General features: G+C 57.6%; 9 protein-coding genes and 1 pseudogene. 6 read left to right on the top strand and 4 right to left on the bottom strand.

The window, feature by feature from the left end; translation table 11 throughout:
* Positions 1–41: 41 nt before the first annotated feature.
* From J9880_RS21825 to J9880_RS21810, 4 genes and pseudogenes are all read right to left on the bottom strand, one after another.
* Complete coding sequence (locus tag J9880_RS21825) at positions 42–16,232, bottom strand: Ig-like domain-containing protein (RefSeq protein ID WP_232770752.1); 16,191 nt, start codon at positions 16,230–16,232, stop codon at positions 42–44.
* Positions 16,233–16,315: 83 nt separating this feature from the next.
* A complete protein-coding gene (locus J9880_RS21820; protein ID WP_095925701.1) occupies positions 16,316–17,674 on the bottom strand; it encodes a TolC family outer membrane protein in 1,359 nt (452 codons plus the stop codon).
* Positions 17,675–18,206: 532 nt separating this feature from the next.
* A complete protein-coding gene (locus J9880_RS21815) occupies positions 18,207–18,980 on the bottom strand; it encodes a DUF3750 domain-containing protein (RefSeq protein ID WP_095925700.1) in 774 nt (257 codons plus the stop codon).
* A 125-nt stretch (positions 18,981–19,105) separates the two neighbouring features.
* Positions 19,106–19,222, bottom strand: a pseudogene (locus tag J9880_RS21810) (hypothetical protein); the annotation flags it as partial.
* A gap of 206 nt (positions 19,223–19,428) precedes the next feature.
* On the opposite strand from J9880_RS21810, the gene J9880_RS21805 reads away from it, so the two are divergent.
* The 6 genes from J9880_RS21805 to J9880_RS21780 all read left to right on the top strand — a co-directional run bounded on the left by J9880_RS21805 (position 19,429) and on the right by J9880_RS21780 (position 25,985).
* On the top strand, positions 19,429–20,106 hold the full coding sequence (locus J9880_RS21805) for an SDR family oxidoreductase (RefSeq protein WP_095925698.1): 678 nt from the start codon (positions 19,429–19,431) through the stop codon (positions 20,104–20,106).
* 87 nt (positions 20,107–20,193) lie between these two features.
* Positions 20,194–20,796 (top strand): TetR/AcrR family transcriptional regulator, encoded by a 603-nt coding sequence (locus J9880_RS21800; protein WP_232770751.1) that lies wholly within the window; start codon positions 20,194–20,196, stop codon positions 20,794–20,796.
* Between the two features lie 60 nt (positions 20,797–20,856).
* The gene (locus J9880_RS21795; RefSeq protein ID WP_232770750.1) at positions 20,857–21,780 is read left to right on the top strand and encodes an alpha/beta fold hydrolase; all 924 of its coding nucleotides are present in this window, start codon (positions 20,857–20,859) and stop codon (positions 21,778–21,780) included.
* A gap of 138 nt (positions 21,781–21,918) precedes the next feature.
* Positions 21,919–23,157 carry an MFS transporter gene (locus tag J9880_RS21790; RefSeq protein WP_119824399.1) on the top strand — a complete coding sequence of 413 codons (1,239 nt, stop codon included), beginning with the start codon at positions 21,919–21,921 and terminating at the stop codon, positions 23,155–23,157.
* 289 nt (positions 23,158–23,446) lie between these two features.
* Complete coding sequence (locus J9880_RS21785; protein WP_232770749.1) at positions 23,447–25,180, top strand: ABC-F family ATP-binding cassette domain-containing protein; 1,734 nt, start codon at positions 23,447–23,449, stop codon at positions 25,178–25,180.
* 70 nt (positions 25,181–25,250) lie between these two features.
* Positions 25,251–25,985, top strand: a complete 735-nt coding sequence (locus J9880_RS21780) for a pirin family protein (RefSeq protein ID WP_232770748.1) — start codon at positions 25,251–25,253, stop codon at positions 25,983–25,985.
* The last annotated feature ends 894 nt before the right edge of the window (positions 25,986–26,879 follow it).

Below are 26,879 nucleotides of genomic sequence, written 5' to 3'. Positions count from 1 at the left end.
AGCGGAACAGAGCATTTCCCCTGTTCCGCCCCCGCTACTGATTAACCGACAATCAGCTGATGGTTCGCCAGCAACGTCGCCAGATCGGTATGCACGTTGGTCAGCGTGGCGATGGTGGTCATCGACTGTGCTGAACCACTGCCATCCATATCAACCTTGATGACGGTGTTGTTGCCTTCTGTGGTCACCGACAGGTAATCGGTGATATTGCCCGCCGAGGCGTCCAGGGTCGCCACGCCGTTGACGTAGCTTGCCGAGCCGGTGCCGGTATACCCGCCCGACTGCAACAGATCGCTCAGATCCAGACGATCCGAGTTCGCTGTGCCTTCCCATGTCCCGACCGTGAAGCCGTTAATGGTGTCGGACCCGTTACCGCCGGTGGCGTCAGAACTGTCCAGCAACTTGTACAACAGCGTGTCGTGCCCGCCGCTGGCTAAGTTGAAGGTATCGTTCCCGCCGCGCCCTTCGAACAGGTTATCGCCCGCGCTGCCGGTGATGACATCGTCGTAGTCCGACCCGGCAATGCCTTCGATATCCTTGAAGGTTGACGTGTTGAACCCGGTGTTCTGTGCGTTACTGCTGCTCAGATCCACCGTGATGCCGCTGGTGGCGTTGCGGTAATCGACAATGTCCTGACCGCCGGTGGCGCTCCATGTCGCATGGTCGGACGAGGTGCTCCAGCCGCCGGAACCGTTGTAGACATAAGTGCCGCTTTCCGCGACAAACGTGTCGTTGTAACCGGTACCGGTGATCGTGCCGCTGTTACCGCCGGTTGCCGCATCTGCGGTTAACGAGTAGCTGCTGGTACCGTCGCCAGCGGTGAGATCCGTCCAGGTCGCATTGGACGACACACCGTTGATGTTGCGCACCAGCACCGCCGAGTAGGTTTCATTCGGATCCAGCCCGTAGAAATTCACCAGCGCCGAGGCATCGTTGATCCCGATACCCGACTGGGCGTTGATGATCTGCGAGGCCACCAGTTCACCGGCCGCGTTGTAAAGCTGCACGGTGTTGCCGTAGAACACGTTCATCCCTTCGCCGTCGAGAATGCGCAGGTGAATGGCCGTGCCGTCCGCAATGGTGCTGTTGTTAGCGACATACACCACTTTGCCATTGGCCTGTGACACCAGCAGATCCTGCGTCCCGTTCCAGTCGTAATCGAGGGTCGCAATCCCGGTCACGTTGACCAGTGACGAAGCCAGCGCGCTGCTGGTCCAGCCCTTGCCGGTGCCGTCGTTAAGATACAGCGTGGCCTTCTGGCTGCCGGAATAGGTGCTGAACTTGATGATGTCCATATCACCGTCACCGTCCCAGTCCACGGCGGCTGACAGATAACCGCCCGCTGACGAGTTAGTGGTGGCTGTCTCAACCTGCGTGGTGGAACTCAACAGATTGCCGTTACCGTCGTTGTAGTAGATCACCCCGCCGTAGTTGGTGGAGGAACCCGAGTTACGGCTGGTCGCCAGATACAGGTCCATGTACCCGTCTCCGTTGAAATCACCCCAGGTCATCGACGCCGCGCTGGTCTGATTGTTTTCATTCGGGACAAAGACGTTCGCCAGAACCTGCGTTTCGGTCAGCGTGCCGGAGCCATTGTTGCTGGCAACCGACAGGGCATACACGCCGCTGCGGTTGGTGTGCTGAACGATGTCCACGGTACCGTCGTTGTTGATATCCACACCGGAGATTTCACGATAAGAAATCCCGGCCAGACCTGCCGCACCATTGGTACCATCGACGGTCAGCACGCCATTGTTATTGACCAGATAGGTACGGGAGTCGCCGCCCGAATCGCCGTATGCCAGATCAATCCAGCCATCGCCGGTTTTATCGTAAGCAATCACGCCGCCCCAGTAGATCAGCACGCCCGTTCCCTGAACACCCTGCGTATACGTCCCGTCCGTATTGGCCTTCCACATCACCTGCTGATAGTTGGTGTAAATGGTTTCTGACGCATAAATATCAGACGTGCCGTTACGGTCGGTATCTGCCAGGGTATAACTCACCACATAGTTACCGCGGGAGTTGGTCAGCGTGGTGGCGGTATAGTTGTTCAGTCCCGTACTGCTGTAGTCCGACATGCCAGAAACAATGTTCCACAAGCCGTTACTGTTCAGGCTGAATGCCAGCGAGTTGGTGTAAGCGCCGCTGGCCGTGGTCGCCCAGCTGGTGTCCACCGCCGTTTCTGCATAAATCACTATCGCGCTGGTGCTGATGCCGGCATCGTTACCGTTACCTGCGCTGCTTCTGACCTGCGCGGTGACGTCGTAGCTTGCAAGCCCGAGCGCGCCCGGCACCTGCAGATACCAGGTGTTGTTCAGCGGATCGACCACCACGGCGCCGCCGGTTTCCGACGTGTAGGTCACGCCGTTTACCACCACCTGCACATACATGCCTTCGCCCAGCGCTTCGGACAACGTCCCGCTGATGACCGGCGTCGTATCTTGCGTAGATTCCGGCGTCACGGTGGCAATCGTGGTCGGAATCGACGTATCTACCGTCAGGGTGAAATCAGTGGACGACGTGATGTTCCCCGCCAGATCCTGCGATTTCGCCACATAGATATACGTGCCGTCCGCCAGCGCTGAATCGGAGAAGGTCCACGCCAGACCGACCACCGTGGCGACGCCGACATACACGCCGTTACGGTAGATTTTCAGCACTTCGCCATCGGCCAGCGCCTTGCTCAGCGTGCCGCTCAGCGTCGGTGCAGTTTCATCGGTGTAGGTGCCGGAACCGAACGAACCCGTACGATCGCCTTCGTCATCGGAATACTGCACAATGGTTGCTACCGCCTCAGGATTCAGCGTGTCGATGACCACGGTCTGGCTGCCGATCGTGCCGACATTGCCCGCCTGATCGATAACCCGAACCTGCACGTTGTAATTGCCGTCCGCCAGCACGGTGCCGGTCGCGTCATAGCTCCAGCCCAGACCGTTCACCACCACGTCAGACCAGGTTTTACCGCCGTCGAGGCTGATTTGTGCCCTTTCGTCGGTGGCGGGTGCCGCGCTCAGTGAACCGGTCATCGTCAGCGTATTGTCGCTGGTGATGAAGTCACTGGCGGAATCGCCGGTATCATTGCTGATCGCCTCAATGGTGATGATTTGCGTCGGCGCGGTGGTGTCAATGGTGACCACCTGCTGCGCGGTCTGCCCGACGTTACCCGCCTGATCCACCACGCGAACCTGATACAGCGTCTGACCCTCGGTCAGCGTGCGACCGTCAACATAGGTCCAGGTGCTGCCCTGAAGCGTCACCGTGGTCCAGGTCGCGCCGTTATCGATACTGATCTGCACCACTTCGCCCGGACTCAGTTCCGCGCCAATCGAACCGGTGACGGTCAGCGACGTATCGCTGGTGACAAAGTCGCTGGCAGAAGAACCGGTATCAGTGGCGATGCTGTCAATGGTCACGGTTTTGCTGCTGTCCGGCGCAGTGGTATCGACAGTAACCACTTTCGAGGTCACGTTGCCGACGTTACCCGCTGCATCGACTACGCGGACGTTGTAGGTGTAGTCACCGTCCGTCAGCGTGCGGCCATCGGTAAATGTCCAGCCGGTGCCGATCGTCGTCGCGTTCGCCCACGTCAGGCCACCGTCGGTACTCACCTGCACCACTTCATCGGCCGCCAGCGTGGCGCCGAGCGAACCGGTGACCGTCAGCGAGGTGTCGCTGGTCACAAAGTCAGTGCTGCTCAGACCGGTATCCGTGCTGATGGCGTCAACGCTGACCGTTTTGCTGCTGTCCGGTGCGGTCGTATCAATCGTGACCACCTGACTGGCGGTCGCGCCGACATTACCGGCCAGATCCACCACCCGCATCTGGTAGTTGTAATCCCCGTCGGTCAGCATGCGGCCGTCGATGTAGGTCCAGGTCAGGCCGCTGATGCTGACGTCATTCCAGGTCGTGCCACCGTCGAGGCTGATTTGTACATACTCATCCGCCCCCGGTGCCGCGCCGAGCGTGCCGCGCAGGTTGAGGGTGGTGTCGCTGGTGATAAAGTCGCTGCTGCTCAGTCCGGTATCCTGCGAAACCGCGTCGATACTGATGGTCTGGCTGGCGTCCGGTGCCACGGTGTCAATCACCACCGTCTGCGACGCCGTTGACCCGACGTTGCCCGCCGCGTCAATCACCCGCACGTTATAGGTGTAACTGCCATCCGCCAGCGCGCTTCCCTGCGCGTAATTCCAGGTGGTTCCGGTCACGGTAAGCGTGTTCCAGGTCACCCCGCCATCCAGGCTGATTTGCGCGGACTCATTGTTACCCAGAGCCGCAGAAAGCGCGCCGTTCAGGGTGAGGGTGTTATCGCTGGTCACGAAATCGCTGGTGCTGCGACCGGTGTCATCGCTGACCGAATCAATGGTGATGGTCATCGATGGCGCGGTGGTGTCGACCGCAATGTCGTGGCTGGCCGACCCGCTGTTGCCGATGCTGTTGGTGACCGATGCCGTGATGCTGTAATTCTCACCATCCGCCAGCGCGTTCACGGCATTGGCGCTCAGGTTCAGCGTCCAGCTCTGATCGTTTGCCACCTGCGTGGTGTAGGTCACGCCGTTCAGGGTCACGGTAACGGTCGAACCGGCCGTCGCCGTTGAGGTACCGGTAATCGCCAGCGGACCACTGTGTTCCGCCGCGCTGACCACATCGTCCTGCGCGAAGGTGTTGATGGTGATTTCAGGTACGGCACCGCTGAGGCTGACAGAAGAATCTGTCGCCGCCGGATTACCCGCCACATCTTTCACGGATGCAGTGACGGTATAACTGCCGTCTGCCGCGCCGTTGAAATCTGCCGCAGGCACATTCAGGCTCCACGTGCCGTCAGCGGTGACGGTGGCGTGGTACTCGCGATTGTTAAAGGTGACAGTGACAATTTGTCCCGCTTCCGCCGAGGTGGTGCCGCTCAGGATCTGACCCGCCTGCTGCTCGGTGGTGTTGATGATGTCATCACCGGCAATGGTGTTAATGGTCAGCGTTGGCGCAACGGTATCGACAATCACCGAAGTGTTTGCAGAGACCGGATTGCCCGCCACGTCGGTGGTGCTGGCGGTGACCGTCAGCGTGCCGTCCGTCAGGGCTGCCACGTCATCTGCCGGGAGATTCACCGTCCAGGTGCCGTTGGCATTCACGGTGGTGGTGTAGGTTTCATTGTTCAGCGTAACGCTGACCGTCTGACCAGCCTGTGCGGTAGAGGTCCCGCTCAGCGTCAGCGGCTGCCCCAGTTCGGCCGCATTCAGCATGCCGCTGGCCGTTACCGGATTGATCAGCAGTGCAGGCGCGGTGGCATCCACCACCACGTTATGCGTCGCGCTGGCCGGATTGCCTGCAGCATCATTCGCGCTGGCGGTCACGGTATAATTGCCGTCCGCGATAGCCGCCAGATCGGTTGCCGGTACGCTCAGCGTCCAGTCTCCGTTCGCGTTCACGTCTGCGGTGTAACTTTTCCCGTTCAGCACTACCGTCACTTCGGTGCCGGTCGCCAGCATGTCGCTGCCGCCGGAAATCGTCAGGCTGGTGCCCTTTTCCGCTGCATTGATGATGTCGTCCTGCGCAATCGTGTCGATGCTCAGGCTGACCGCATCGGTATTCACGGTGATCAGATGATCGCTGCTGCCGGTGTTACCCGCGCTGTCGGTGATGCTGACAGAAATCGTGTTCTCGCCGGAGGCCAGTCCTTTAATCACGTCCGCCGGAACGCCGACGCTCCAGTTACCGCTGGCATCCACTGCTGTGGAATAGGTGACTCCGCCAATCACCAGCGTCACCAGATTGCCCGGCTGGGTGCCGGTGCTGCCACCGCTAATGACCTGCGCCTGCGAATGTTCCGCTGCGTTGATCACATCGTCGCCCGCCACCGTATTCACGCTGACCACCGGCGCAGTGATATCCACCAGCACAGAGCCGGTCGCGCTGCTGCTGTTGCCCGCCACATCTTTTACAGTTGCGCTGACGGAATAGGTGCCGTCAGTCAGTGCCGCCGCGTCTGCTGCCGGAACAGACGTGCTCCAGCTGCCGTCGGTGCCGACCGTGGCGGTGTAATCGTTGCCGTTTACCGTCACGGTCACAACCTGACCCGCTTCGGCAGTAGATGTGCCGCTCAGGAGCACGTCCGCGCCCGCTTCCGCGCTGTTCAGCACATTGTCACCGGCGATGGTGTTGATAGTGATAGCCGGTGCCGATGCATCCACTTCCGCCGTATTCGCCGCGCTCGCGCTGTTGCCTGCGACGTTGGTGACGCTGGCCGTCGCGGTCACGTCGCCGTCTTTCAGCGCAGTCATATCGCCTGCCGGAACGGTGACGCTCCAGCTACCGCCGGATTGCACTGTTGTGGTGTAGGTGTGACCTGCAAAGTTTACGGTCACCGTCTGACCGGCTTCGACGTTTTGTGTTGAACCCGTCAGCGTCAGGTCTGCCGCTTTTTCAACAGCGTTAATCATGTCGTCCACCGCGATGGTGTCGACAGAGATCGCCACGCTGCTCAGATCCACGGTCACGTTATTCGAAATGGTTACGCTGTTCCCCGAGGTATCAGAACCGGTCACGCTAATCGCAAGCTGACCCGCAGGCCAGTTCGCCACATCCGCTGACGGGATCGCTGCTGACCATGCGCCGTTCGCGCCAACCGTCGCCTGATAATCCACGCCATTGACGGTAACCGTCACGCTGCTGCCTGCCGCGATATCGGTGCTGGTGCCGCTGATGATCTGGTTCTGCTGGATCTCGATGCTGTTGACGATATCGTCGCCCGCCACGGTATCGAGACGCAGCCCCGGCAGACCGGCGTCGATCGCGATATCACGATCGGCACTGCCAGTGTTGCCGTGCTGATTGGTTACGCTGGCGGAAATCGTCAGGTCGCCATCGCCGAAGCCTTTCAGATCCGCAGAAGGCACGCTGACGCTCCAGCTCAGGTCATCCTGAACGGTGGCGGTATAGGTGTTGCCGCCGAGCGTAATAGTGACAACGTCACCGGCTGCCGCGTTGGTGACGGTGCCGCCAATCAGCTGATCCGCATTGATTTCAGTCGCGTTGATGACATTGTCAGTCGCCACAGGGCTGATGCTGACGGTTGGCAGCGCACTGTCGACCAGAACAGTGTGCGAGGTGTTACCGGTGTTACCCGCCGCGTCGGTGCTGCTGGCGGTCAGGGTGTAATCCGCTTCGCCCAGTTTCACCACGTCGGTTGCCGGAACGTCCAGCGTCCACGCGCCGTTGCTGACAGTGGCGGTGTAGTTCTGGCCGTTGAAGTTCAGCGTCACGGTGCTGCCGTCGGCACCGTCGCTGGTGCCGCTGACGGTCAGGGCTTCGCCTTTTTCGATGGCGTTGATCACATCGTCGGCTGCGACAGTATTAATAGTCAGAACCGGAGAAACGGTGTCGACAGTGACGTCGTGCGTCACCGAACCGTCGTTGCCTGCGGCGTCTTTGACAGAAGCCGTCACGGTATAGCTTCCGTCAGTGAGCGTGCTGACCACGTCTGCCGGAACGCCGACGCTCCAGTTGCCGTTCGCATCCACTGCGGCGGTGTAGCTGTGGCCGTCGATGTCGACGGTTACCAGTCCGCCCGCTGGCACGCCGGTGCTCGAACCGGTGATCATCAGGTTCTGCTGAAGTTCCTGCGCGTTGATCACGTCGTCTGCTGCAAGGGTGTTGATGGTCAGCGTTGGCGGCGTCACATCCACCAGCAAATCATTGCTGACCGACGCACTGTTGCCCGCCACGTCGCTGACGGATGCGGTAATGGTAAAGGTGCCGTCTGAGAGTGCGCCCGCATCTGCGGCCGGAACCGTCACGCTCCAGGTGCCGTCATCCGCCACTATCGCCTCGTAATTCCCGACCTTCACAATCTGACCAGGTTCTGCCGTGGTGGTGCCGCTGATGATCACATCCGCGCTGGCTTCGGCCAGATTCAGCACATTGTCACCGGCAACGGTGTTGAGGGTAATGGTTGGCGCAACGGTATCCACCGTCACATCCTGTGCCGCACTGGCGCTGTTACCGGCAGTATTGGTGACCGAAACACGAATTTCTGCGTCGCCGTCTTTCAGGTTGCTCATGTCAGCAGCCGGAACCGTCAGGCTCCATGCGCCGCCGGTTTGCACCTGCGCGGTGTAGCTGTGACCGGCAAAGATCACCGTCACCGTCTGGCCCGCTTCGACGTTTTGCGTGGTGCCGCTCAGGGTAAGATCTGCCGCCTTCTCCGCCGCATTCAGCATGTTGTCCGTGGACACCGTATCGATGGCAATGCTGACACTGCTCAGATCGACCGTAATGTCATGACTGATCGTCACGCTGTTACCGGCGGAACTGGTGCCGCTCACAGACACCGAAAGCTCACCGGCAGGCCAGTTCGCCACATCAGCCGCAGGAACTGCCGCTGACCACTTGCCGCCTGCGCCGACGGTCGCCGCATAATCGACGCCGTTAATGGTCACGGTGACGCTGCTGCCCGCTGCCAGACCGGTGCTGGTTCCGCTGACAATCTGGTTCTGATTAATTTCGATGCTGTTAACGATATCGTCACCGGCAATGGTGTCGATACGCAGCCCCGGGATCGCCGCATCAATCGTGATATCGCGCTCACCGGAACCGCTGTTGCCGCTGGTGTTGGTTACGCTGGCGGCAATGTTCAGGCTGCCGTCGCCCATGGCAACCAGATCGGCGGCCGGAACGGTCAGGCTCCAGGAGAGATCGTTTTGTACTTCTGCGGTGTAGGTTTTACCGCCCACCGTCACGGTGACGGTCTGACCCGCTTCCGCATGGGTGACGGTGCCGCTGATCACCTGATCTTGTGTGATTTCAGTGGCGTTGATGATGTCATCACCGGCGACCGTATTAATGGTCACTGCCGGGCTGTCGGAGGACGTTTGCAGCGTTTTAGCGGAAGACCCGCTGTTGCCGTAAACGTCGGTACCGCTGACGCTGACCTGATACAGCGCCTGCCCCAGATTCGCCAGATCGCTGGCCGGAATGTCCGCACTCCATACGCCACCGCTGACGGTGCCCTGATAGTTCAGGCCGTTAAGCGTCACGATAACCGTCGCGCCATCTGCCAGCCCCGTCACCGTACCGGTGACAGTCAGCGTGGTCTGCGCCTCGGCGGCGTTAAGAATGTTATCCCCACCCGCCATATCATTGATGACAAAGACCGGCGCAGTGGTTTCCACCGTCACATCGCGGTTCGCGGAACCGGTATTTCCGGCCGTGTCCGTGACCTGCGCGGTGAGGGTGTAACTGCCGTCGTTCAGGCCGCTGACCACATTCGCCGGAACCCCGACGCTCCAGTTACCGGAGCCATCGCTGACCGCGCGGTAATCGACATTATTGATGGTCACCGTGACCACAGAGCCTGCATCGACACCGGTCACGGTGCCGCTGATGACCTGCGCCTGCCCGTGCTCAGTACTGTTGATCACGTCATCGCCCGCCACGGTATTGATCGTGACGACCGGTGCGGTCAGATCCACCTGCGCGGTACCGGTGGCTGTCGCCGGATTGCCCGCGATATCGCTGACACTGGCGGTGAGAGTGTAAGACCCGTCGCCCAGACCGGAGAACACGCTGTTCGGCACGCCGGTTGTCCAGGTGCCGTCTGCGGCTACCGTCGCGGTGTAAGTTTCACTGCCCAGCGTGATGGTGACGGTCTGCCCGGCCTGCGCCGTACTGGTGCCGCTGAGTGTGACCTCGGTACCCGCATTGATGGCGTTAAGCACATCGCTGGCGCTGATAGTTTGAATGGTTACTGTCGGCGCAGAAGCGTCCACTTCCGCCGTATTCGCCGCTGTTGCGCTGTTGCCTGCGACGTTGGTGACGCTGGCCGTCGCGGTCACGTCGCCGTCTTTCAGGCTGGTCATATCGCCTGCCGGAACGGTGACGCTCCAGCTACCGCCGGATTGCACGGTTGTGGTGTAGGTGTGACCTGCAAAGTTCACGGTCACCGTCTGACCGGCTTCCACATTCTGCGTGGTACCGGTCAGCGTCAGGTCTGCCGCTTTTTCGGCAGCGTTAATCATGTCGTCCGTTGCGATGGTGTCGACAGAGATCGCCACGCTGCTCAGATCCACGGTCACGTTATTGGAAATGGTGACAGAGTTACCCGAGGTATCGGAGCCGGTCACGCTAATCGCAAGCTGACCCGCTGGCCAGTTCGCCACGTCCGCTGCCGGAACCGCCGCAGACCACGCGCCGTTCGCACCCACGGTCGCCTGATAATCGACGCCGTTGATGGTCACAGTGACTGAACTGCCTGCCGCGATGTCGGTGCTGGTGCCGCTGACAATCTGGTTCTGCTGGATCTCGATGCTGTTGATCACATCATCGCCCGCCACGGTGTTGATACGCAGACCCGGCAGACCGGCGTCGATGTTGATCTCGCGATCTGCACTGCCTGTGTTGCCATGCTGATTGGTCACGGATGCACTGATGGTCAGGTCGCCGTCGCCAAATCCTTTCAGATCGGCAGAAGGTACGCTGAGGCTCCAGCTCAGGTCACTTTGTACTTCAGCGGTGTAAGTTTTGCCGCCCAGCGTAATGGTGACGGTGTCGCCCGCTGCGGCGTTGGTGACCTTGCCGCTGATGGTCTGATCGGCGTTGATTTCAGTGGCGTTAACGATGTTGTCTGTCGCCACCGGGCTGATGCTCACGGACGGCAGAGAACTGTCGACCAGAATGTCATGCGTGGTGCTGCCGGTGTTGCCCGCCGCGTCGGTGCTGCTGGCGGTCAGGGTGTAATCCGCCTCGCCAAGTTTCGCTACGTCGGTTGCCCGAACGTCCAGCGTCCATGCGCCGTTGCTGACAGTGGCGGTGTAGTTTGTCCCGTTGAAGTTCAGGGTGACAGTGCTGCCGTCCGCGCCGTCACTGGTGCCGCTGACGGTCAGCGCTTCGCCTTTTTCGATGGCGTTGATCACATCGTCGGCGGCCACGGTGTTGATAGTCAGCACCGGCGACACGGTATCAACCGTGACGTCGTGCGTAACCGAACCGTCGTTGCCTGCGGCATCTTTGACGCTTGCGCTGACGGTGTACGAACCGTCAGTCAGCGTGCTGACCACGTCTGCCGGAACGCCAACACTCCAGTTGCCGTTCGCATCCACTGCGGCGGTGTAGCTGTGGCCGCCGATCTCGACGGTGACTAATCCGCCCGCTGGCACGCCCGTGGAACCGCCGGAGATCATCAGGTTCTGCTGGAGCTCCTGAGCATTGATCACGTCGTCGGCTGACACGGTGTTAATGGTCAGAGCTGGTGGGGTGATATCCACCAGCACCGAACCGCTGACGCTGCTGCTGTTACCGGCGACATCTTTCACCTTAGCATTCACAGAATAGGTGCCGTCAGTCAGCGCCGAGGCGTCTGCTGCCGGAACGGACGTGCTCCAGGTGCCGTCGGTACCCACCGTTGCGGTGTAATCGTTGCCGTTTACCGTCACGGTCACAACCTGACCCGCTTCCGCCGTCGAGGTGCCGCTCAGGACCACGTCTGCACCCGCTTCCGCCAGATTCAGAACGTTGTCACCGGCGATAGTGTTGATGGTGATAGCCGGTGCCGACGCATCGACTTCCGCCGTATTCGCCGCGCTCGCGCTGTTGCCTGCCACGTTGGTGACACTGGCGGTTGCGGTCACGTCGCCGTCTTTCAGCGCAGTCATATCGCCTGCCGGAACGGTGACGCTCCAGCTACCGCCGGATTGCACGGTTGTGGTGTAGGTGTGACCTGCAAAGTTCACGGTCACCGTCTGACCGGCTTCGACGTTTTGTGTCGAACCGGTCAGCGTAAGATCCGCCGCTTTTTCGGCGGCATTGATCATGTCGTCTGCCGCGATGGTATCGACAGAGATCGCCACGCTGCTCAGATCCACGGTGACGTTGTTCGAGATGGTCACAGAGTTGCCGGACACGTCAGTGCCGGTCACGCTGATATTCAACGCACCCGCTGGCCAGTTCGCCACGTCCGCTGCCGGAACCGCCGCAGACCACGCGCCGTTCGCACCCACGGTCGCCTGATAATCGACGCCGTTGATGGTCACAGTGACTGAACTGCCTGCCGCGATATCGGTGCTGGTGCCGCTGACAATCTGGTTCTGCTGGATCTCGATGCTGTTGATCACATCATCGCCCGCCACGGTGTTGATACGCAGACCCGGCAGACCGGCGTCGATGTTGATCTCGCGATCTGCACTGCCTGTGTTGCCATGCTGATTGGTCACGGATGCACTGATGGTCAGGTCGCCGTCGCCAAATCCTTTCAGATCGGCAGAAGGTACGCTGAGGCTCCAGCTCAGGTCACTTTGTACTTCAGCGGTGTAAGTTTTGCCGCCCAGCGTAATGGTGACGGTGTCGCCCGCTGCGGCGTTGGTGACTTTGCCGCTGATGGTCTGATCGGCATTGATTTCAGTGGCGTTAACGATGTTGTCGGTGGCGACCGGGCTGATGCTGACGGACGGCAGAGAACTGTCGACCAGAACATCGTGCGTTGCGCTGCCGGTGTTACCTGCCGCGTCGGTGCTGCTGGCGGTCAGGGTGTAATCCGCTTCGCCAAGTTTCGCCACATCGGAAGCCGGAACGTTCAGCGTCCACGCGCCGTTGCTGACGGTCGCAGCGTAGTTCTGGCCGTTGAGATTCAGCGTAATCACGCTGCCGTCCGCGCCGTTGCTGGTGCCGCTGACGGTCAGGGCTTCGCCTTTCTCGATAACGTTAATCACATCGTCGGCTGCAACGGTATTGATAGTCAGAACCGGCGCAACGGTATCCACCGTGACGTCGTGTGTAATTGAACCGTCGTTGCCTGCGGCATCTTTGACGCTTGCGCTGACGGTGTAGGAACCGTCGGTCAGGGTGCTGACCACGTTCGCCGGTACGCCAACGCTCCAGTTGCCATTGGTATCAACGGCTGCCGTGTAGCTGTGGCCGTCGATGTCGACGGTGACTAATCCGCCCGCTGGCACGCCGGTGCTCGAACCGGTGATCATCAGGTTCTGCTGGAGTTCCTGAGCATTGATCACGTCGTCAGTGGAAACGGCATTGATGCTTAACGTTGGTGCGGTGACGTCAACCAGTAATGAACCGGTCGCACTGCTGCTGTTGCCCGCCACATCTTTTACAGTTGCGCTGACGGAATAGGTGCCGTCAGTCAGTGCCTGCGCGTCTGCTGCCGGAACCGCAGTGCTCCAGCTGCCGTCCGTGCCCACCGTTGCGGTGTAATCGTTGCCGTTTACGGTCACGGTCACAACCTGACCCGCTTCCGCCGTCGAGGTGCCGCTCAGGACTACGTCCGCGCCCGCTTCCGCGCTGTTCAGCACGTTATCACCGGCGATAGTGTTGATGGTGATAGCCGGTGCCGATGCATCGACTTCCGCCGTATTCGCCGCGCTCGCGCTGTTGCCTGCGACGTTGGTGACACTGGCGGTTGCGGTCACGTCGCCGTCTTTCAGGCTGGTCATATCGCCTGCCGGAACGGTGACGCTCCAGCCGCCATTAGCCTGCACGGTTGTGGTGTAGGTGTGACCTGCAAAGTTCACGGTCACCGTCTGACCGGCTTCGACGTTTTGTGTCGAACCGGTCAGCGTCAGATCCGCCGCTTTTTCGGCGGCATTGATCATGTCGTCCACCGCGATGGTGTCGACAGAGATCGCCACGCTGCTCAGATCTACGGTGACGTTATTGGAAATGGTGACAGAGTTACCCGAGGTATCGGAGCCGGTCACGCTAATCGCAAGCTGACCCGCTGGCCAGTTCGCCACGTCCGCTGCCGGAACCGCTGCTGACCAGGCGCCGTTCGCCCCAACTGTCGCCTGATAATCGACGCCATTAACGGTGACAGTCACGCTGTTGCCTTCAGCGATATCGGTACTGGTGCCGCTGATGATCTGGTTCTGCTGGATCTCGATGCTGTTGACGATATCGTCGCCCGCCACCGTATCGATACGCAGACCCGGCAGACCGGCGTCGATCGCGATATCACGATCGGCGCTGCCAGTGTTGCCATGCTGATTAGTCACGCTGGCGGAAATCGTCAGGTCGCCGTCGCCGAAGCCTTGCAGATCCGCAGAAGGCACGCTGACGCTCCAGCTCAGGTCATCCTGAACTGTAGTGGTATAGATATTGCCGCCCACCGTGACAGTGACCACATCCCCGGCGGCGGCGTTGGCCACTTTACCGCTGAGGGTCTGGTCGGTGTCAATTTCGGTAGCGTTAATGATGTTGTCGCCAGCCGTCACTGCGATGCTGACGGTCGGCAGAACGGAATCAACCACCACGTTGTGGGTGGCCGCACCGCTGTTGCCTTCGGCATCTGTGCTGCTGGCGGAAAGGGTATAGGTCGCTTCGCCGAGTTTTGAAACATCGCTGGCAGGGACGGTGACAGACCAGTGGCCGCCGCTAATAGTGCCGCTGTAAGTCACGCCGTTCAGCGTCAGCGATACCGGCGTGCCATCGGCACTGTTGCTGGTCCCGCTGATTTCCAGCGCGTTGCCTTTCTCAATGGCATTGATGATGTCGTCGGTTGCCACGGTATTGATGGCCAGTTCCGGCACTTCTGAAGAGACCAGCACTGTCGTTGACTGCGAGCCGGTGTTTCCGGCTTTGTCGGTAATGCTGACGCTGACAGTGTAGCTGCCATCCGCCACGGAACTGAACACGGACGCCGGTAAACCGATGCTCCATGAGCCATCGGCGGTGAGTGTCGTGGTGTACGTCTGTCCGTTAACCAGCAGGGTGACCGTGTCGCCCGCTTCCCCGCCGGTACTGGTGCCGCTAACGATTTGCGCCTGGGTTTGTTCCGCGCTGTTGAGGATATTGTCACCGGCGATGGTATCGATGGTGACGACCGGAACGGTAGTGTCGACACGCAAATCATGCGTGGTGGAGGTGCTGTTGCCCGCTGCATCGCTGACGGATGCGCTGATCGTGACATTGCCGTCCGCCAGCGCGCCTGCCTGTGCCGCAGGAACGGTCGCCGACCAGTTGCCATCCGCACCGACTGTCGCGGTGTAAGTCTGGCCGTTCAGGTTCAGGGTGACGACTCGTCCGGCACCGGCATCCGAAGTGCCGCTGAGCGTCAGGTCTTTGCCCGCTTCGGCCGCATTAAGCATGTCATCGCCCGCCAGAGTGGCGATGGTCAGCGACGGAGGGTGCGTATCAACCGCCAAAGAAGAGCTGGAGGTAATGGTGTTGCCCGCGCGATCCACGCCGCTGACCTGTACGGTATACACGCCATCGGCCAGTGCCTGTGCGTCTGCCGCCGGAACCTTTATCGACCAGGCACCATCAGCGCCCACGGTGGTTTGCCAGCTTGCGCCATTGAGAGAGACCGTCACCGTGGTGCCTGCGGCCAGATTGTCGCTTTTACCGGAAATCGCGACATCGCTGCCGGCTTCGGCGGCGTTCAGGACGTTATCGCCCGCCATCGTATCAATGCTCAGGGAGGCTTTGGCGGTGACCACGGTCAGGGTGATGGAACCCGCGCTGGTGGTGGAACCGTTGCTTTCCTGCACCACAATGTAGGTATGCGAGCCGGCCGCCTGCGGCGCCAGCTGGGCGGTCCATTGTCCGTTGCTGTCGACCAGGGCGGTGGCAATGATATTGCCGCTGGCATCGACGATGGCGATATCCGCGCCCGGATACCCGGTGCCGGTAAAGGTCGGACGGGTGTCGTCTGTGACCGCCTGATTGGCCAGAATGCCCTGACTGTCACCCTGCGTATCGGTCACCAGGAACGTTGGCTGCGCCACTTCAACCGCTTTGGTGTTATCAATGACTTTCGTTTTTTCGTCCGAACCCCCGCCGTGCGCCAGCAGTGCACCTACTGCGCCCACGCCCAGCGCGCCGCCCAGCAGGTACGGCCATTCCACCGTGACTTCCGTGGTGCTGAGTAACAGCGATTCGATGCCAGCCAGCGGGGTTTCAACCGCATGGAGGGCAAACACAGGTGCGTCATGAGCAACGGCAGCGTCCGTGAAGGTGACTTCCGTCAGCTCCTGCTTGCCATCCTGAAAGACCAGTTTATTTTCGTCTTTATCACCAATATTCTCGAAATATCCTACACAGCGAATGACAGAGCCATCCTGCATATGAATAATCAGGTCATTGCCGCTGCGTTCATAACTGGCGACATTTTTCACCGAGTCATGAATAACCACAATGCCGGATTCATTCATGGCAACAGCCGTATTTCCCTGTGCAGTGAATTCATTTTTCAACGATGTTTTACGAGAAATAATATCCATGGTTTTGCGCATGCTATCTTCCTTAATCCTTGTTATACCTGTGGGGCGTTATTCCAATACCGTTGCCAGTAATTGGATTTTTTGTTAAATGCAGATTACTTAAGGTCAGGTAATGGCTGACCGGCTCCCTGACTGATCCCAAGCTGGGGTAATAAATCGTTAATCGCCGTGGCGTAACTGACCAGCGAATAACGGCTGTCGTATTTCGCGCTGATTTGCGAAAACTTTGCCTGAAACACATCTTGTTCGACGCTCAGTAAGTCATTCAATGTGCGCTGACTGAGTTTATATTCGCTTTTGTACACATCGCGCGAGCGTATGGAATCCTGCAACTGGTCGGCACTGGCCTGCGCCTGTCCTTCCGCGCCAGCCCAGTTGGCGTAGGCCACCGAGGCTTTTTGCAGAACGTCGAGTTTGGCCTGATCCACCACCGTGCCTGCGATGTTTTTGCGCCCTTCGGCCTGCCTGACTCTGGCGGAAACCGCCCCTCCCTGATACAGCGGCGCACTGACTTGTAACTGGATTTGGTTATTCCAGTACGGATCGTTTTTGGTTTCATAACGCGTCCGGTTCGCCTGCAAACTCAGCGTCGGCAAATAATCGGATTTGGCTTTATTTACGTCAAATGACGCAGATTGTTGTTGCGCCTGCGCATATAACACCGTCGGTATGGTCGAATAATCGATATTATCCGGCGCAACCGGCGTGTCGAATTTATCTGTCACGAAAGGTTTATAATTATTCGCCCTCACGCCGGTCAGTGACGTTAATTGCGCCTTCGCCGCCGCTAAGTTCGCCTGATATTGTTTCAGTGTCGAACGCATACCGGAAATACGTGACTGAGCCTGTAATACATCGGATTGCGTCGTTAATCCGGCATCGGAACGTAAGGACGACATTCTTCTCACGTCTTCCAGCGCGCGAATATTTTCTTCCACTGCTGCCGTCAGATCCTGATATTTCAATACATCCAGATACGCCGTGGCAGTTTGCTCTGCGACGTCCGACAGGGTTGCCAGTAATTTATAGCGATAACTTTCCTGGGCAGATTTCTGCTGGCTGATGCTGGCATTGGTTTTGCCGAAATCATAAATCAGCTGTGACAACGTCAGGCCGTAAGCCGCCGCGTTGTTCATGCTGTTGGAGAAATCCTGTTGCGTCGAGCTGCCGGTATTGGCAGTCAGCCCGATCTGCGGAAACCACGCACTTTGCGCCTCGCGGATCTGCGCCTGGCCGATCCCCATCTGATACGCCTGCTGGGTGACCGACGGGCTGCGTGAAAACGCCTGCAGGATGGCGGTTTTCAGATCCACTGAGTCCAGCCCTTTCATAGAAGGTGCTGCGGCCCAGTCCCCGTCACTTTTTGTTACATCTGCATGACCGGCAAGGGGCAGCACCAGACACACTGTCAAAATACTTAACTTACCTGCGACTTTTCTCAGCGTTTTTTTCATCTGACACTCCTGTCATTATCCTTACCGGAAACGTCCTCGCGCCATACTGACGCAGTTTCCGGAACCCACATTCCTTCTGACTTGCAGGGGTATTATTACAACCTTCTGTCCTGTGCAAAAGTGGCCCCCGGAGAGGGGCACGGTTTGAAATACATTGATTTAAGGCGAAATATCCTATTAGAAACATTGATGGCGTGAATGGAAAAATCTTAAAAATCAGGCCGTTGTTTTGTTGCCAGAAAGGAAAAATCTGATCACCCGGAAGGCGGAAATGAAGACAATTTGATTACAACAGACCCATTAGCCTTACAAAAGTCAGTCACTTCCTAGGGAAATTTGCAAAATCCTTACAAAGAAATGCGGGGTAATTTGCGTTTTTGTGGCTTTTTACAGGGCGGGATGAACGCACGGGGTGAGATTATTCTGAGACAAATTCCCGGAACTTTCACCTGAAAGACTTCAGGCGAAAGTGAAAAAACAGCAGGCCAGGGGAGAGATAAACAGTTAAGAGAATTTTATGCTTAACACGGGATCACAGTTCAGCGTTACCCGGATTATCAAATCCGACGCGTCCGACAAACGGCAACCGCAAAGCCGGATCCTTCACATCAATGCCCAGATTCAGCCCTAACACATTGACCTCTACCCCTTCTTCGACGCCCAGCGTCACGCCAAGCAACCCGAGCACGGAAATTTGCACGCCGCGCCCTGAGGGTGGCAAACCCACCGGATGGGTGATTGCCCGGTAATCTTTCCCGAGGGCATTGGATGGCAAATCGAGATGTAAATCAGGCACTTCACGCCCTATATGGGCGATAAAGGTATTGCTGTTCGGCCCCGGCCACGCGTGATAAGTGTGCGGATAGGGATAGCTTTTGATCGCCGCAGTGATCTGCGGGATCATCGCCTGCGCCGCTGCACCACGGTGATCCACCAGCACCCGCGGCCGCGAGCCAAACCAGTAACCATCCGGGACGGTGTAATTACGCCTGACCACATTGGTGCTGCCCCAGCTGATGACGTCATAACGGGTAAATTCCGTTTCACCTTCACGTTTGAAAATAATCCACGGATGCACGGCCACCAGCCCGCGCCAGCCATAGGTCGGGGCGGCATAGATCTGGATAATGGCGGTGTTTTTGAATTTCACCGGATCCGGCGCAATACCGGCGGAATCCCGCCGTGCCGTGGACCAGCTCTCTCCGGCGGGTTCTTCCCGGGTCTGTGTAGCTTTGGCGTAGCTGTATCCGAAAGACAGTAAGAGTACGAGAACAAATCCGAGACTTATCCATTTAAAGGCGAGCATGCTTTTCTTCTCCTTTGAAAGATTTTTGGACAACGAGCCGTGGCAAATTACCGGCGGCATGAACGAAAGCCCGGCGTTGTCTGTACACCGGATGCACCGCCACCAGAGGGTTATACAGCACACCGGAAACGCTTATCGACGTTTTTCAGGCTGTGGAACACAATAATATTGTTGGTCAGCGCCAGAGGGGGCATATAACACAAGGTGTAACCAAACAGCAGCGTGATCAGCAAGGTGCCGTTTCATTGATTATCCCCTGCCCCATGACAAATTTGCGAGTCCGGTCACGATGATTTTTTCAACAAAAAAACCCGGCTGGGAAAATCAGACTCCAGCCCATTGTTGCTGGCGTCCGGCTGTCACATACTGCGGTTAACCATGAAATACGTTTCACCGGTTTGATAAAAATAACGAACTGAAGTTAACGCATTGATTAAAAAGGATGAATATGACTGACTCTAAGAAAGCATTGATCATCGGCGCATCACGCGGTATCGGTTTGGGTGTGGTAAAAACGCTCGCAGAACGCGGCTGGAAGGTCACGGCCACCACGCGTGACGCGGTTCCCGCAGGCGCTTCGGGTTCTGCCGACTGGCTGAAACTGGATATCAACGAAGCGGAACAGCGCGAAGCGGTTAAAGACGCGCTTTCAGAAAGCCGTTTTGACCTGATTTTTGTCAACGCCGGGGCGTTCGGGCCGGATCATCAGGATCTGCATCAGGCCAGCGATAAAGAAATTGTTCAGCTGTTTATGACCAATACCATCTCCCCTGTGCGCATTGCCTCTGCTTTGCTGCCGCTGTTAAATCACCGCACCGGTGTGCTGGCATTAATGACCTCTGAACTGTCCAGCCTGAATGAGAACGAAGTGGCGACTTATCCGCTTTATTCCGCCAGTAAAGCGGCACTGAACATGCTGACCCGTGGCTTGCTGGAGCAGACAGAGAAGCAGGAACTGACGCTGCTTTCCGTGCATCCGGGCTGGGTACAGACGGATATGGGCGGCGAGAATGCCACCCTGACCGTGACGGAAAGTGCCACCGGGATTGTCGATCAGTTCGATGCCTGGCGTGGCAAAGGCGGCCATCACTTTGTGGAATATTCCGGTCGCGAACTGCGCTGGTAAACCCGCCGTGATCTGACAAACGGCTTGATCCGTTTCTGTGTTAATGCCACCATTAGGAAATTAACGTTTCCTAATGGTGGCATTTTTATGACATCCGCTTCACCTAAAGATCGCGGCCGTCCGCGTGAATTCGATACCGGACTTGCGCTGGATAACGCCATGACGGTGTTTCGGGAAAAAGGCTTCCATGCCGCCTCCGTCAGTGATCTGAGTCAGGCGATGAACCTGACCGCAGGCAGTATTTACAAAGCTTTCACCGATAAACGCACCCTGTTTCTTCACGTATTTGAACGCTATACGTCGCTGCGTAATGCCCAGTTGCGCCAGCAGATTGAGCGCGTCACTACCGGCCGTGAACGTATCGCCGAACTGCTGCGTTTTTACCTCACCTCTTCCCATGAAATCGAAGGCCGTCGCGGCTGTCTGGTGGTTGTCGGCGCCGTCGAATTACTCACGCTGGACGAGGAACTCGCCACACTGATTCGTCAGGCCATTATGCGCAACAAGTCCCTGCTCACGGGTCTGATTGAACAGGGTCAGCGCGACGGTTCAATATCGCCCACCCTCGACGCAGCCGCCGCCACCTCGCTGCTGCTGTGTATTGCACTGGGCATGCGGGTTGCCGGTAAAGTGGAAAACAATCAGGACATGGACGCGACATTGCAACTGGCCCTGAAAATGCTCGATTAAAAATTTTTTCCCATTTAGGAAACAAACACTTCCTAATCATCCTTTTTACGGAGACTGACTATGACTGATAAAACGCGCTCTTCTGTGGTGTCTGCCGACCCTTTTGCCGTGGCTGATCCCGCACTGCCCGGCTTTACCCATCGCTATGCCAGCGTCGAAGGCGTGCGCCTGCATTACGTCAGCGGCGGCAATCCTGAAGGTAAAGTGTTGTTATTGCTGGCTGGTTTTCCGCAAACCTGGTATGCGTGGCGCGGCGTGATGCAGGCACTGGCGAACGATTTCTGGCTGATCGCGCCGGATCTTCCCGGTCAGGGGGATTCTGACCGGCCGGAAAGCGGCTACGACACGCAAAATCTGGCGCAGAAAATTCACGGCCTGATGCAGCTTCTCGGGCATTCACATTATTCGCTGGCGGCACACGATGTCGGCGCATGGGTGGCTTATCCGTATGCGGCGATGTATGGCGATGAAGTCCGGCGGCTGGCGCTGCTGGATGCCGGGATCCCCGGAATTACCTTGCCGGATGCCCTGCCGGTGACGCCGGATACCTCGTGGAAAACCTGGCATTTCGCCTTCCATACGCTGCCTGATTTGCCGGAGGCGCTGATCACCGGCAACGAACGGGTGTATCTCGACTGGTTTTTACGCCGTAAAACCGCCGCGCCGGATGCGTTCAGCGAGGACGATATCAGCGAGTATCTGCGTGTTTTCCTCAAAAGCGGCGGTCTGCGCGCCGGGCTGGCGTATTACCGCTCGGTGACGCAATCCGCTGAACAGAACCGCGAGCTGAACCGGCGGGGAAAACTGCCAATGCCGCTGCTGGCGGTCAGCGCCAGTCAGGGATCGATTCCGGATATGGCTCTTCCCCTGCGCGCTTTCGCTGAAAACGTCACCGGCATTATCATTGCGCACAGCGGCCACTTTATCCCCGAAGAACAGCCTGTGGTCTTAGCCCGCGAGCTGCACAATTTCTTCACAATGTGAGATGAAGATTTGCTGAACTTTTTATGATAAAAAGACGACTCAGATTGTTTGTTAATTATTTGTATACACAATAATTGCCGCGCTAACGAGTCGTCACTGACCGCAGACACGGCATCTTTCATTTTTCAGGGATTTGTCATGTCTGCTCCTGCCGTCGGTCCGGATTCACTGTTACAGCACCGCTCGTTTGTCGCTTTCTGGATCGCCCGCGCCGCATCCAGTTTTGGTTTCCAGATGCTTTCCATTGTGGTGAGCTGGCAGATTTATTCGATAACAGGCCGCGCGTTTGATCTCGGGCTTATCGGGCTGGTGCAGTTTTTACCTTCCGTGTTGCTGGCATTAGTCGCCGGACACGTGGCCGATCAGTTTGACCGCCGCCGCGTGGTACTGCTCGGGCAAATCGCTGAATGGGTGGCGATTGCCGCACTGGCTTATCTGACGCTGACGCATCACGTTAATGAAGTGATTGTGCTCGGCCTGATCTTTGTGATTTCAACCGCTAAAGCGATGGAAGCGCCGTCGTTGCAGTCCATGTTGCCCGCGCTGGTGCCGCCGAATTTACTGGCACGCGCGATGGCCGCCAACAGTGTCTCCGGACAGGCGGCGGCCATGGTCGGTCCGGCGCTCGGCGGTTTTCTGTATGTCGCGGGCGCGGGGGTGGCTTACGCGGTATGCGCCTGTCTGTACCTGCTGTCGATCGTGATGGTCAGCCGTTTACGTTATGAGCAGACGCCGCCACGCCGCGTACCCGCCACTTTCAAAACATTGTTCGCTGGCATTGGTTTTATCCGCGCCCGGCCGGACGTGCTGGGCGTTATTTCCCTCGATCTGTTCGCGGTCCTGCTCGGCGGGGCTACCGCGCTGCTGCCGATTTTTGCCCATGATATTCTGCACACTGGTCCGTGGGGACTGGGCTTATTGCGCGGCGCACCGGCGGTCGGCGGCCTGATTGTCGGGTTCTGGCTCAGCCATCGGGCACTCAACCGGAATGTCGGGAAAATCATGTTCGCCGCTGTCGCCGGGTTTGGTGCCGCCACGCTGGTATTCGCCTTTTCCACCTCGCTGTGGTTATCCATGCTGGCGTTATTTGCCCTCGGCGGTTTCGACATGATCAGCATGGTGATCCGTGGCGCGCTGGTGCAACTTGATACGCCGGACGACATGCGCGGCCGCGTCAGCGCCGTGAATTCCATCTTCATCAATACCTCGAATCAGCTCGGCGAATTTGAATCCGGCCTGCTGGCGGCCTGGGTTGGCGCAGTGCCTGCTGCGGCCATCGGTGGTGTCGGCACGCTGATCGTGGTGGGATTATGGATGACGTGGTTCCCCGGTCTGCGTAAACGGCAGAAACTGGAAAATGACGTCGCCGCATCCTGATCACGTTGCGGGGATTTTCGGCACTGGAACAAATCGAAAATCCCCAATATAATCAGCTCATTCATTCACCAATGTTATATATAAGGAGGATTGCCATGCTGACCCGTGAAGTTTTTTTAATTTCACTCGTCCTTAGCGATCGTCACTGCTCAGGTGTTTCCGGCTCCGTGCCGCGATAACCTGCCTGAGCGAAGCTAACTGACATCCTGAGAACTTCCCTCCGGCTTACCGGTTATCGTCGGCTATTTTGACGATGGGCATTGCTATGCCTTAAACCTGAGTAAGCATCATGACGACATTGTTATCTGCACAATCCTTATCTTTCGATAATGCCTTCGGCCCTTTGCTGGCTGAGATTTCCTTCGGCCTGAAAAAAGGCGACCGCATCGGTCTGATCGGCCATAACGGCTGCGGTAAAAGTACCCTGCTGAAAATCCTCAGCGGTGAACTGGCGGCCACCGCCGGCACCGTCACGCTCACGAATCACTGCCTGATGGCGCGTGTCGAGCAACATCTGCCCGCTGAACTCAATGACCACAGCCTGCTGGACGCGGTGTTCAGCCTTCTGCCCGACAGCCTGCATCAGCCGGAACCCTGGCAGGCGCAGGTGCTGCTTTCCAGCCTCGGGTTTGATGAACAGGCCCTGAAACTGACGGCCGGAACCCTCAGCGGCGGACAGCATACCCGTCTGCTGCTGGCACGCGCGCTGATCCGCCAGCCGGATGTGTTGCTGCTTGATGAACCCAGTAACCATCTGGATCTGCCCACGCTGTTATGGCTGGAACAGTTTCTGAAAAACTGGAATGGCAGCTTTGTGCTGGTTTCCCATGACCGCCGTTTGCTCGACAGCGTGACCCACAGCACCTGGATCCTGCGCGATAAAACGCTGCAATTTATCCGTTTGCCTTGCTCGCAGGCGCGACAGGCGCTGGATGAGAAAGATATCGCCGACGCCCTGCGCCGTAAGTCCGAGCAAAAGGAAATTGACCGCGTCACGCGAAGCGCAAAACGGCTGGCCGTGTGGGGCAGCGTTTACGATAACGAAGGGCTGGCGCGCAAGGCCAAACAAATGGAAAAACAGGTCGGCCGGATGAAAGACGACCAGACGGAGGTCACAGCGGGAAATCAGTGGACGCTGCGGCTGAACGGCGAGGCGCTGGCGGCGGACCGTGTGCTGGCACTTTCCGGTTTGCAGGTACGCCCGGCGGCAGAGGCGCCGGTGCTGTTTTCCCTGGATAACCTGCGGGTGAAAAGCGGCGATCGCATCGCGCTGGTCGGGCGTAACGGCTGCGGGAAATCGTCGCTTTTACAGGCTTTATGGCAGGCGTACAGCCAGCCGCAACCAGATGACGGAGGCATTATTTTTCACCCGCGCGTGCGGACCGGCTATTACGATCAGAACCAGCATCAGTTACAGGATGATGATTCGCTGACGGATGCGCTGTCGCCGTTTGCACCGCTGACGGAAGAACAGCGGAAAATGGCCCTGATCGGTGCCGGATTCCCGTTTATCCGTCATCAGCAAAAAGTCAGTACCCTCAGCGGCGGCGAGCGGTCGCGGTTGTTGTTTATCGGCCTGACGCTGGCGAATTATTCCCTGCTGCTGCTCGATGAGCCGACCAACCATCTGGATCTGGAAGGCAAAGAGGAACTGGCGCAGACGCTGAAAACCTTCAGCGGCGCGGTGTTGCTGGTTTCACATGACCGGACGCTGATCGAAGAAAGCTGCAACCGCTTCTGGCTGATCGACCAACAGCGTCTGGAGGAGTGGCACGCGCTGGCACCGGTGTATGCCCTGCTGGCTGGGGCGTCTTCCGTCCCTTCCCTGACGGTAACGGCACCCGCAACCGAAACAGCGGAAGTGGCGGAAACCGAGGAGGAACGGCTGCTCGCCCAGCTGCTGGATCTGGAAAGCAAGCTGGGAGAAGACCGGGCGCGGAAACCGAAACATCAGAAGCCCGAACTTCAGCAGCAATGGTTGCAAAAGATTGCGCAACTGAATGCGTTGCTGGATCTGGTCTGAAGACATATGTTAAGAAATGGTATCCGAATTTTTACTGACGCAATGCATTCCTGTCCCTGCCGGAGATATTATGTTTAACGTTTTACGTGCTGAGCCTAAAACCACATTCAAATATGGCCCGTTTCGTATCCGCCGTATTCGCCCCGGGCAAATCCTGCCTGAAAATGGCGATGATGCTTTCGGGCCGCTGAGTGTGATTGATCATGCCAATCTGGAACCGGGTACGCTGGTGAAGATGCATGAGCATAACAATGACGAGATCCTCAGCTATCTGTGGCGCGGATCGATGGTGCACGAGGATTCGGCGGGTCACCGTGTGCCGCTCTCGCCGAAAAAGCTGATGATGATGAATGCCGGAGAAAGCTTCTGGCATGAAGAATCCACGCCGCTGGTACCGGCCGAAATGTTGCAGATTTTTATCCGCCCGCGTAAGGCAAATCTTGAAGGTCGCGTGCAGTTTATGGATCGACCGGACGGGGTGAAACAAAACGCGTGGACGCTGCTGGCCGCGCCGGAAGGCATTGAATCACCGCTGGAAATCCGTCAGGCGGTGTATGTGTACGACATCCGCATGGACGCTGACAGCACCACGGAAATCCCCGCGCATCCCGGTTTTGCGCAATGGCTGTATGTGATGGACGGTGAAATCAGTATCGCAGATGTCAGCCTGTCGAAGGGCGATGCGATCAGTGATGAGGAAAGTACGTTGTCTGCCGCCACGGCGAAGAAAGAGACCACACTGGTGTGTTTCCTGGTTTGTCTGGGCGCAGAAGCGATTCTGGAAGGCACCATCAGCGGTAAGTAATAACCTGCTGTCATAAAGAATGGCATCTTAATAATGAAAAAGCCCCAGTCGTTAAACCGGGGCTTTTAAGGTACTATCAAATTAATATTTAACATTCATCAACTTAATTACATATTACTGCTTTTAAAGATGTACATCGTTTCACAGGATATATTTTGCTGTCTGGTAACGCTATCCTCCTATAATTTCGTGGAATAACATCGGTATCCTGTTCATTTCACTTAAGCCGGTTTTCAGTCGGGATAAATGAGTACATCACCCTCGCGATATAGACTCTTTGATGCGTGACCTTACTCTCGTCGCGATATTCTCGATTTCAGACTTAACGTACCCAAATCGCGAACATTACTCTGACTAACAAGGCGTTACATCATCGCGTTGTGTTCCACATCATGCGATTGCACAGCTTTACTGCGTGGCCTTAAAGCGTCATCTCACGGGTTTGAAATTACCACCCGGTGTTGAATCACCCAAACTAAAATACTTCGTGGCCTTTATCGCATCTCATTACTTGCAAGTTTATCAACCTGCTAAATGCACCGCGAAATAAAATTTTCATTCCACTTCTCTCTGGTGCTGAGTTCTAATTTACTCGTAATAAACTCGCTGTCAACCCTGTATTTACGAACAGCTTTTTTATTTGGCGTAATAGGATAAACCCTAATGAAATCTGTGATCTGCGCTGGAAATATTCATTACCCGATTAACCTGAAAATTGCACAATAATAATATTTTGTACACATTTCAGGCGTTATTTCCCTTTGGGGGGGGAGTTAATGCCCCTTTTCGTACCAGTAAACTAGTTCAACGGTGTACATTCCGCTGGCGATCCACTATATTGCGGCGCTCAAGGCCAAAGACGCAGCATAAACGCGCATCTGATGACCATTTTTC

The organism is Rahnella victoriana (assembly GCF_021276285.1).
Lineage (GTDB): Bacteria > Pseudomonadota > Gammaproteobacteria > Enterobacterales > Enterobacteriaceae > Rahnella > Rahnella victoriana.
The sequence above is the reverse complement of the archived record's forward strand: the minus strand, read 5'-3'. Positions and strand labels throughout refer to the sequence as shown.

What these genes read in the sequence shown, in the direction of transcription:
- J9880_RS21795 (WP_232770750.1), top strand. Translation starts at nt 20,857, where the DNA reads ATGACTGATAAAACGCGCTCTTCTGTGGTGTCTGCCGACCCTTTTGCC.
- J9880_RS21785 (WP_232770749.1), top strand. Translation starts at nt 23,447, where the DNA reads ATGACGACATTGTTATCTGCACAATCCTTATCTTTCGATAATGCCTTC.
- J9880_RS21825 (WP_232770752.1), bottom strand. Translation starts at nt 16,232, where the DNA reads ATGCGCAAAACCATGGATATTATTTCTCGTAAAACATCGTTGAAAAAT.
- J9880_RS21800 (WP_232770751.1), top strand. Translation starts at nt 20,194, where the DNA reads ATGACATCCGCTTCACCTAAAGATCGCGGCCGTCCGCGTGAATTCGAT.
- J9880_RS21805 (WP_095925698.1), top strand. Translation starts at nt 19,429, where the DNA reads ATGACTGACTCTAAGAAAGCATTGATCATCGGCGCATCACGCGGTATC.
- J9880_RS21790 (WP_119824399.1), top strand. Translation starts at nt 21,919, where the DNA reads ATGTCTGCTCCTGCCGTCGGTCCGGATTCACTGTTACAGCACCGCTCG.
- J9880_RS21780 (WP_232770748.1), top strand. Translation starts at nt 25,251, where the DNA reads ATGTTTAACGTTTTACGTGCTGAGCCTAAAACCACATTCAAATATGGC.
- J9880_RS21815 (WP_095925700.1), bottom strand. Translation starts at nt 18,980, where the DNA reads ATGCTCGCCTTTAAATGGATAAGTCTCGGATTTGTTCTCGTACTCTTA.
- J9880_RS21820 (WP_095925701.1), bottom strand. Translation starts at nt 17,674, where the DNA reads ATGAAAAAAACGCTGAGAAAAGTCGCAGGTAAGTTAAGTATTTTGACA.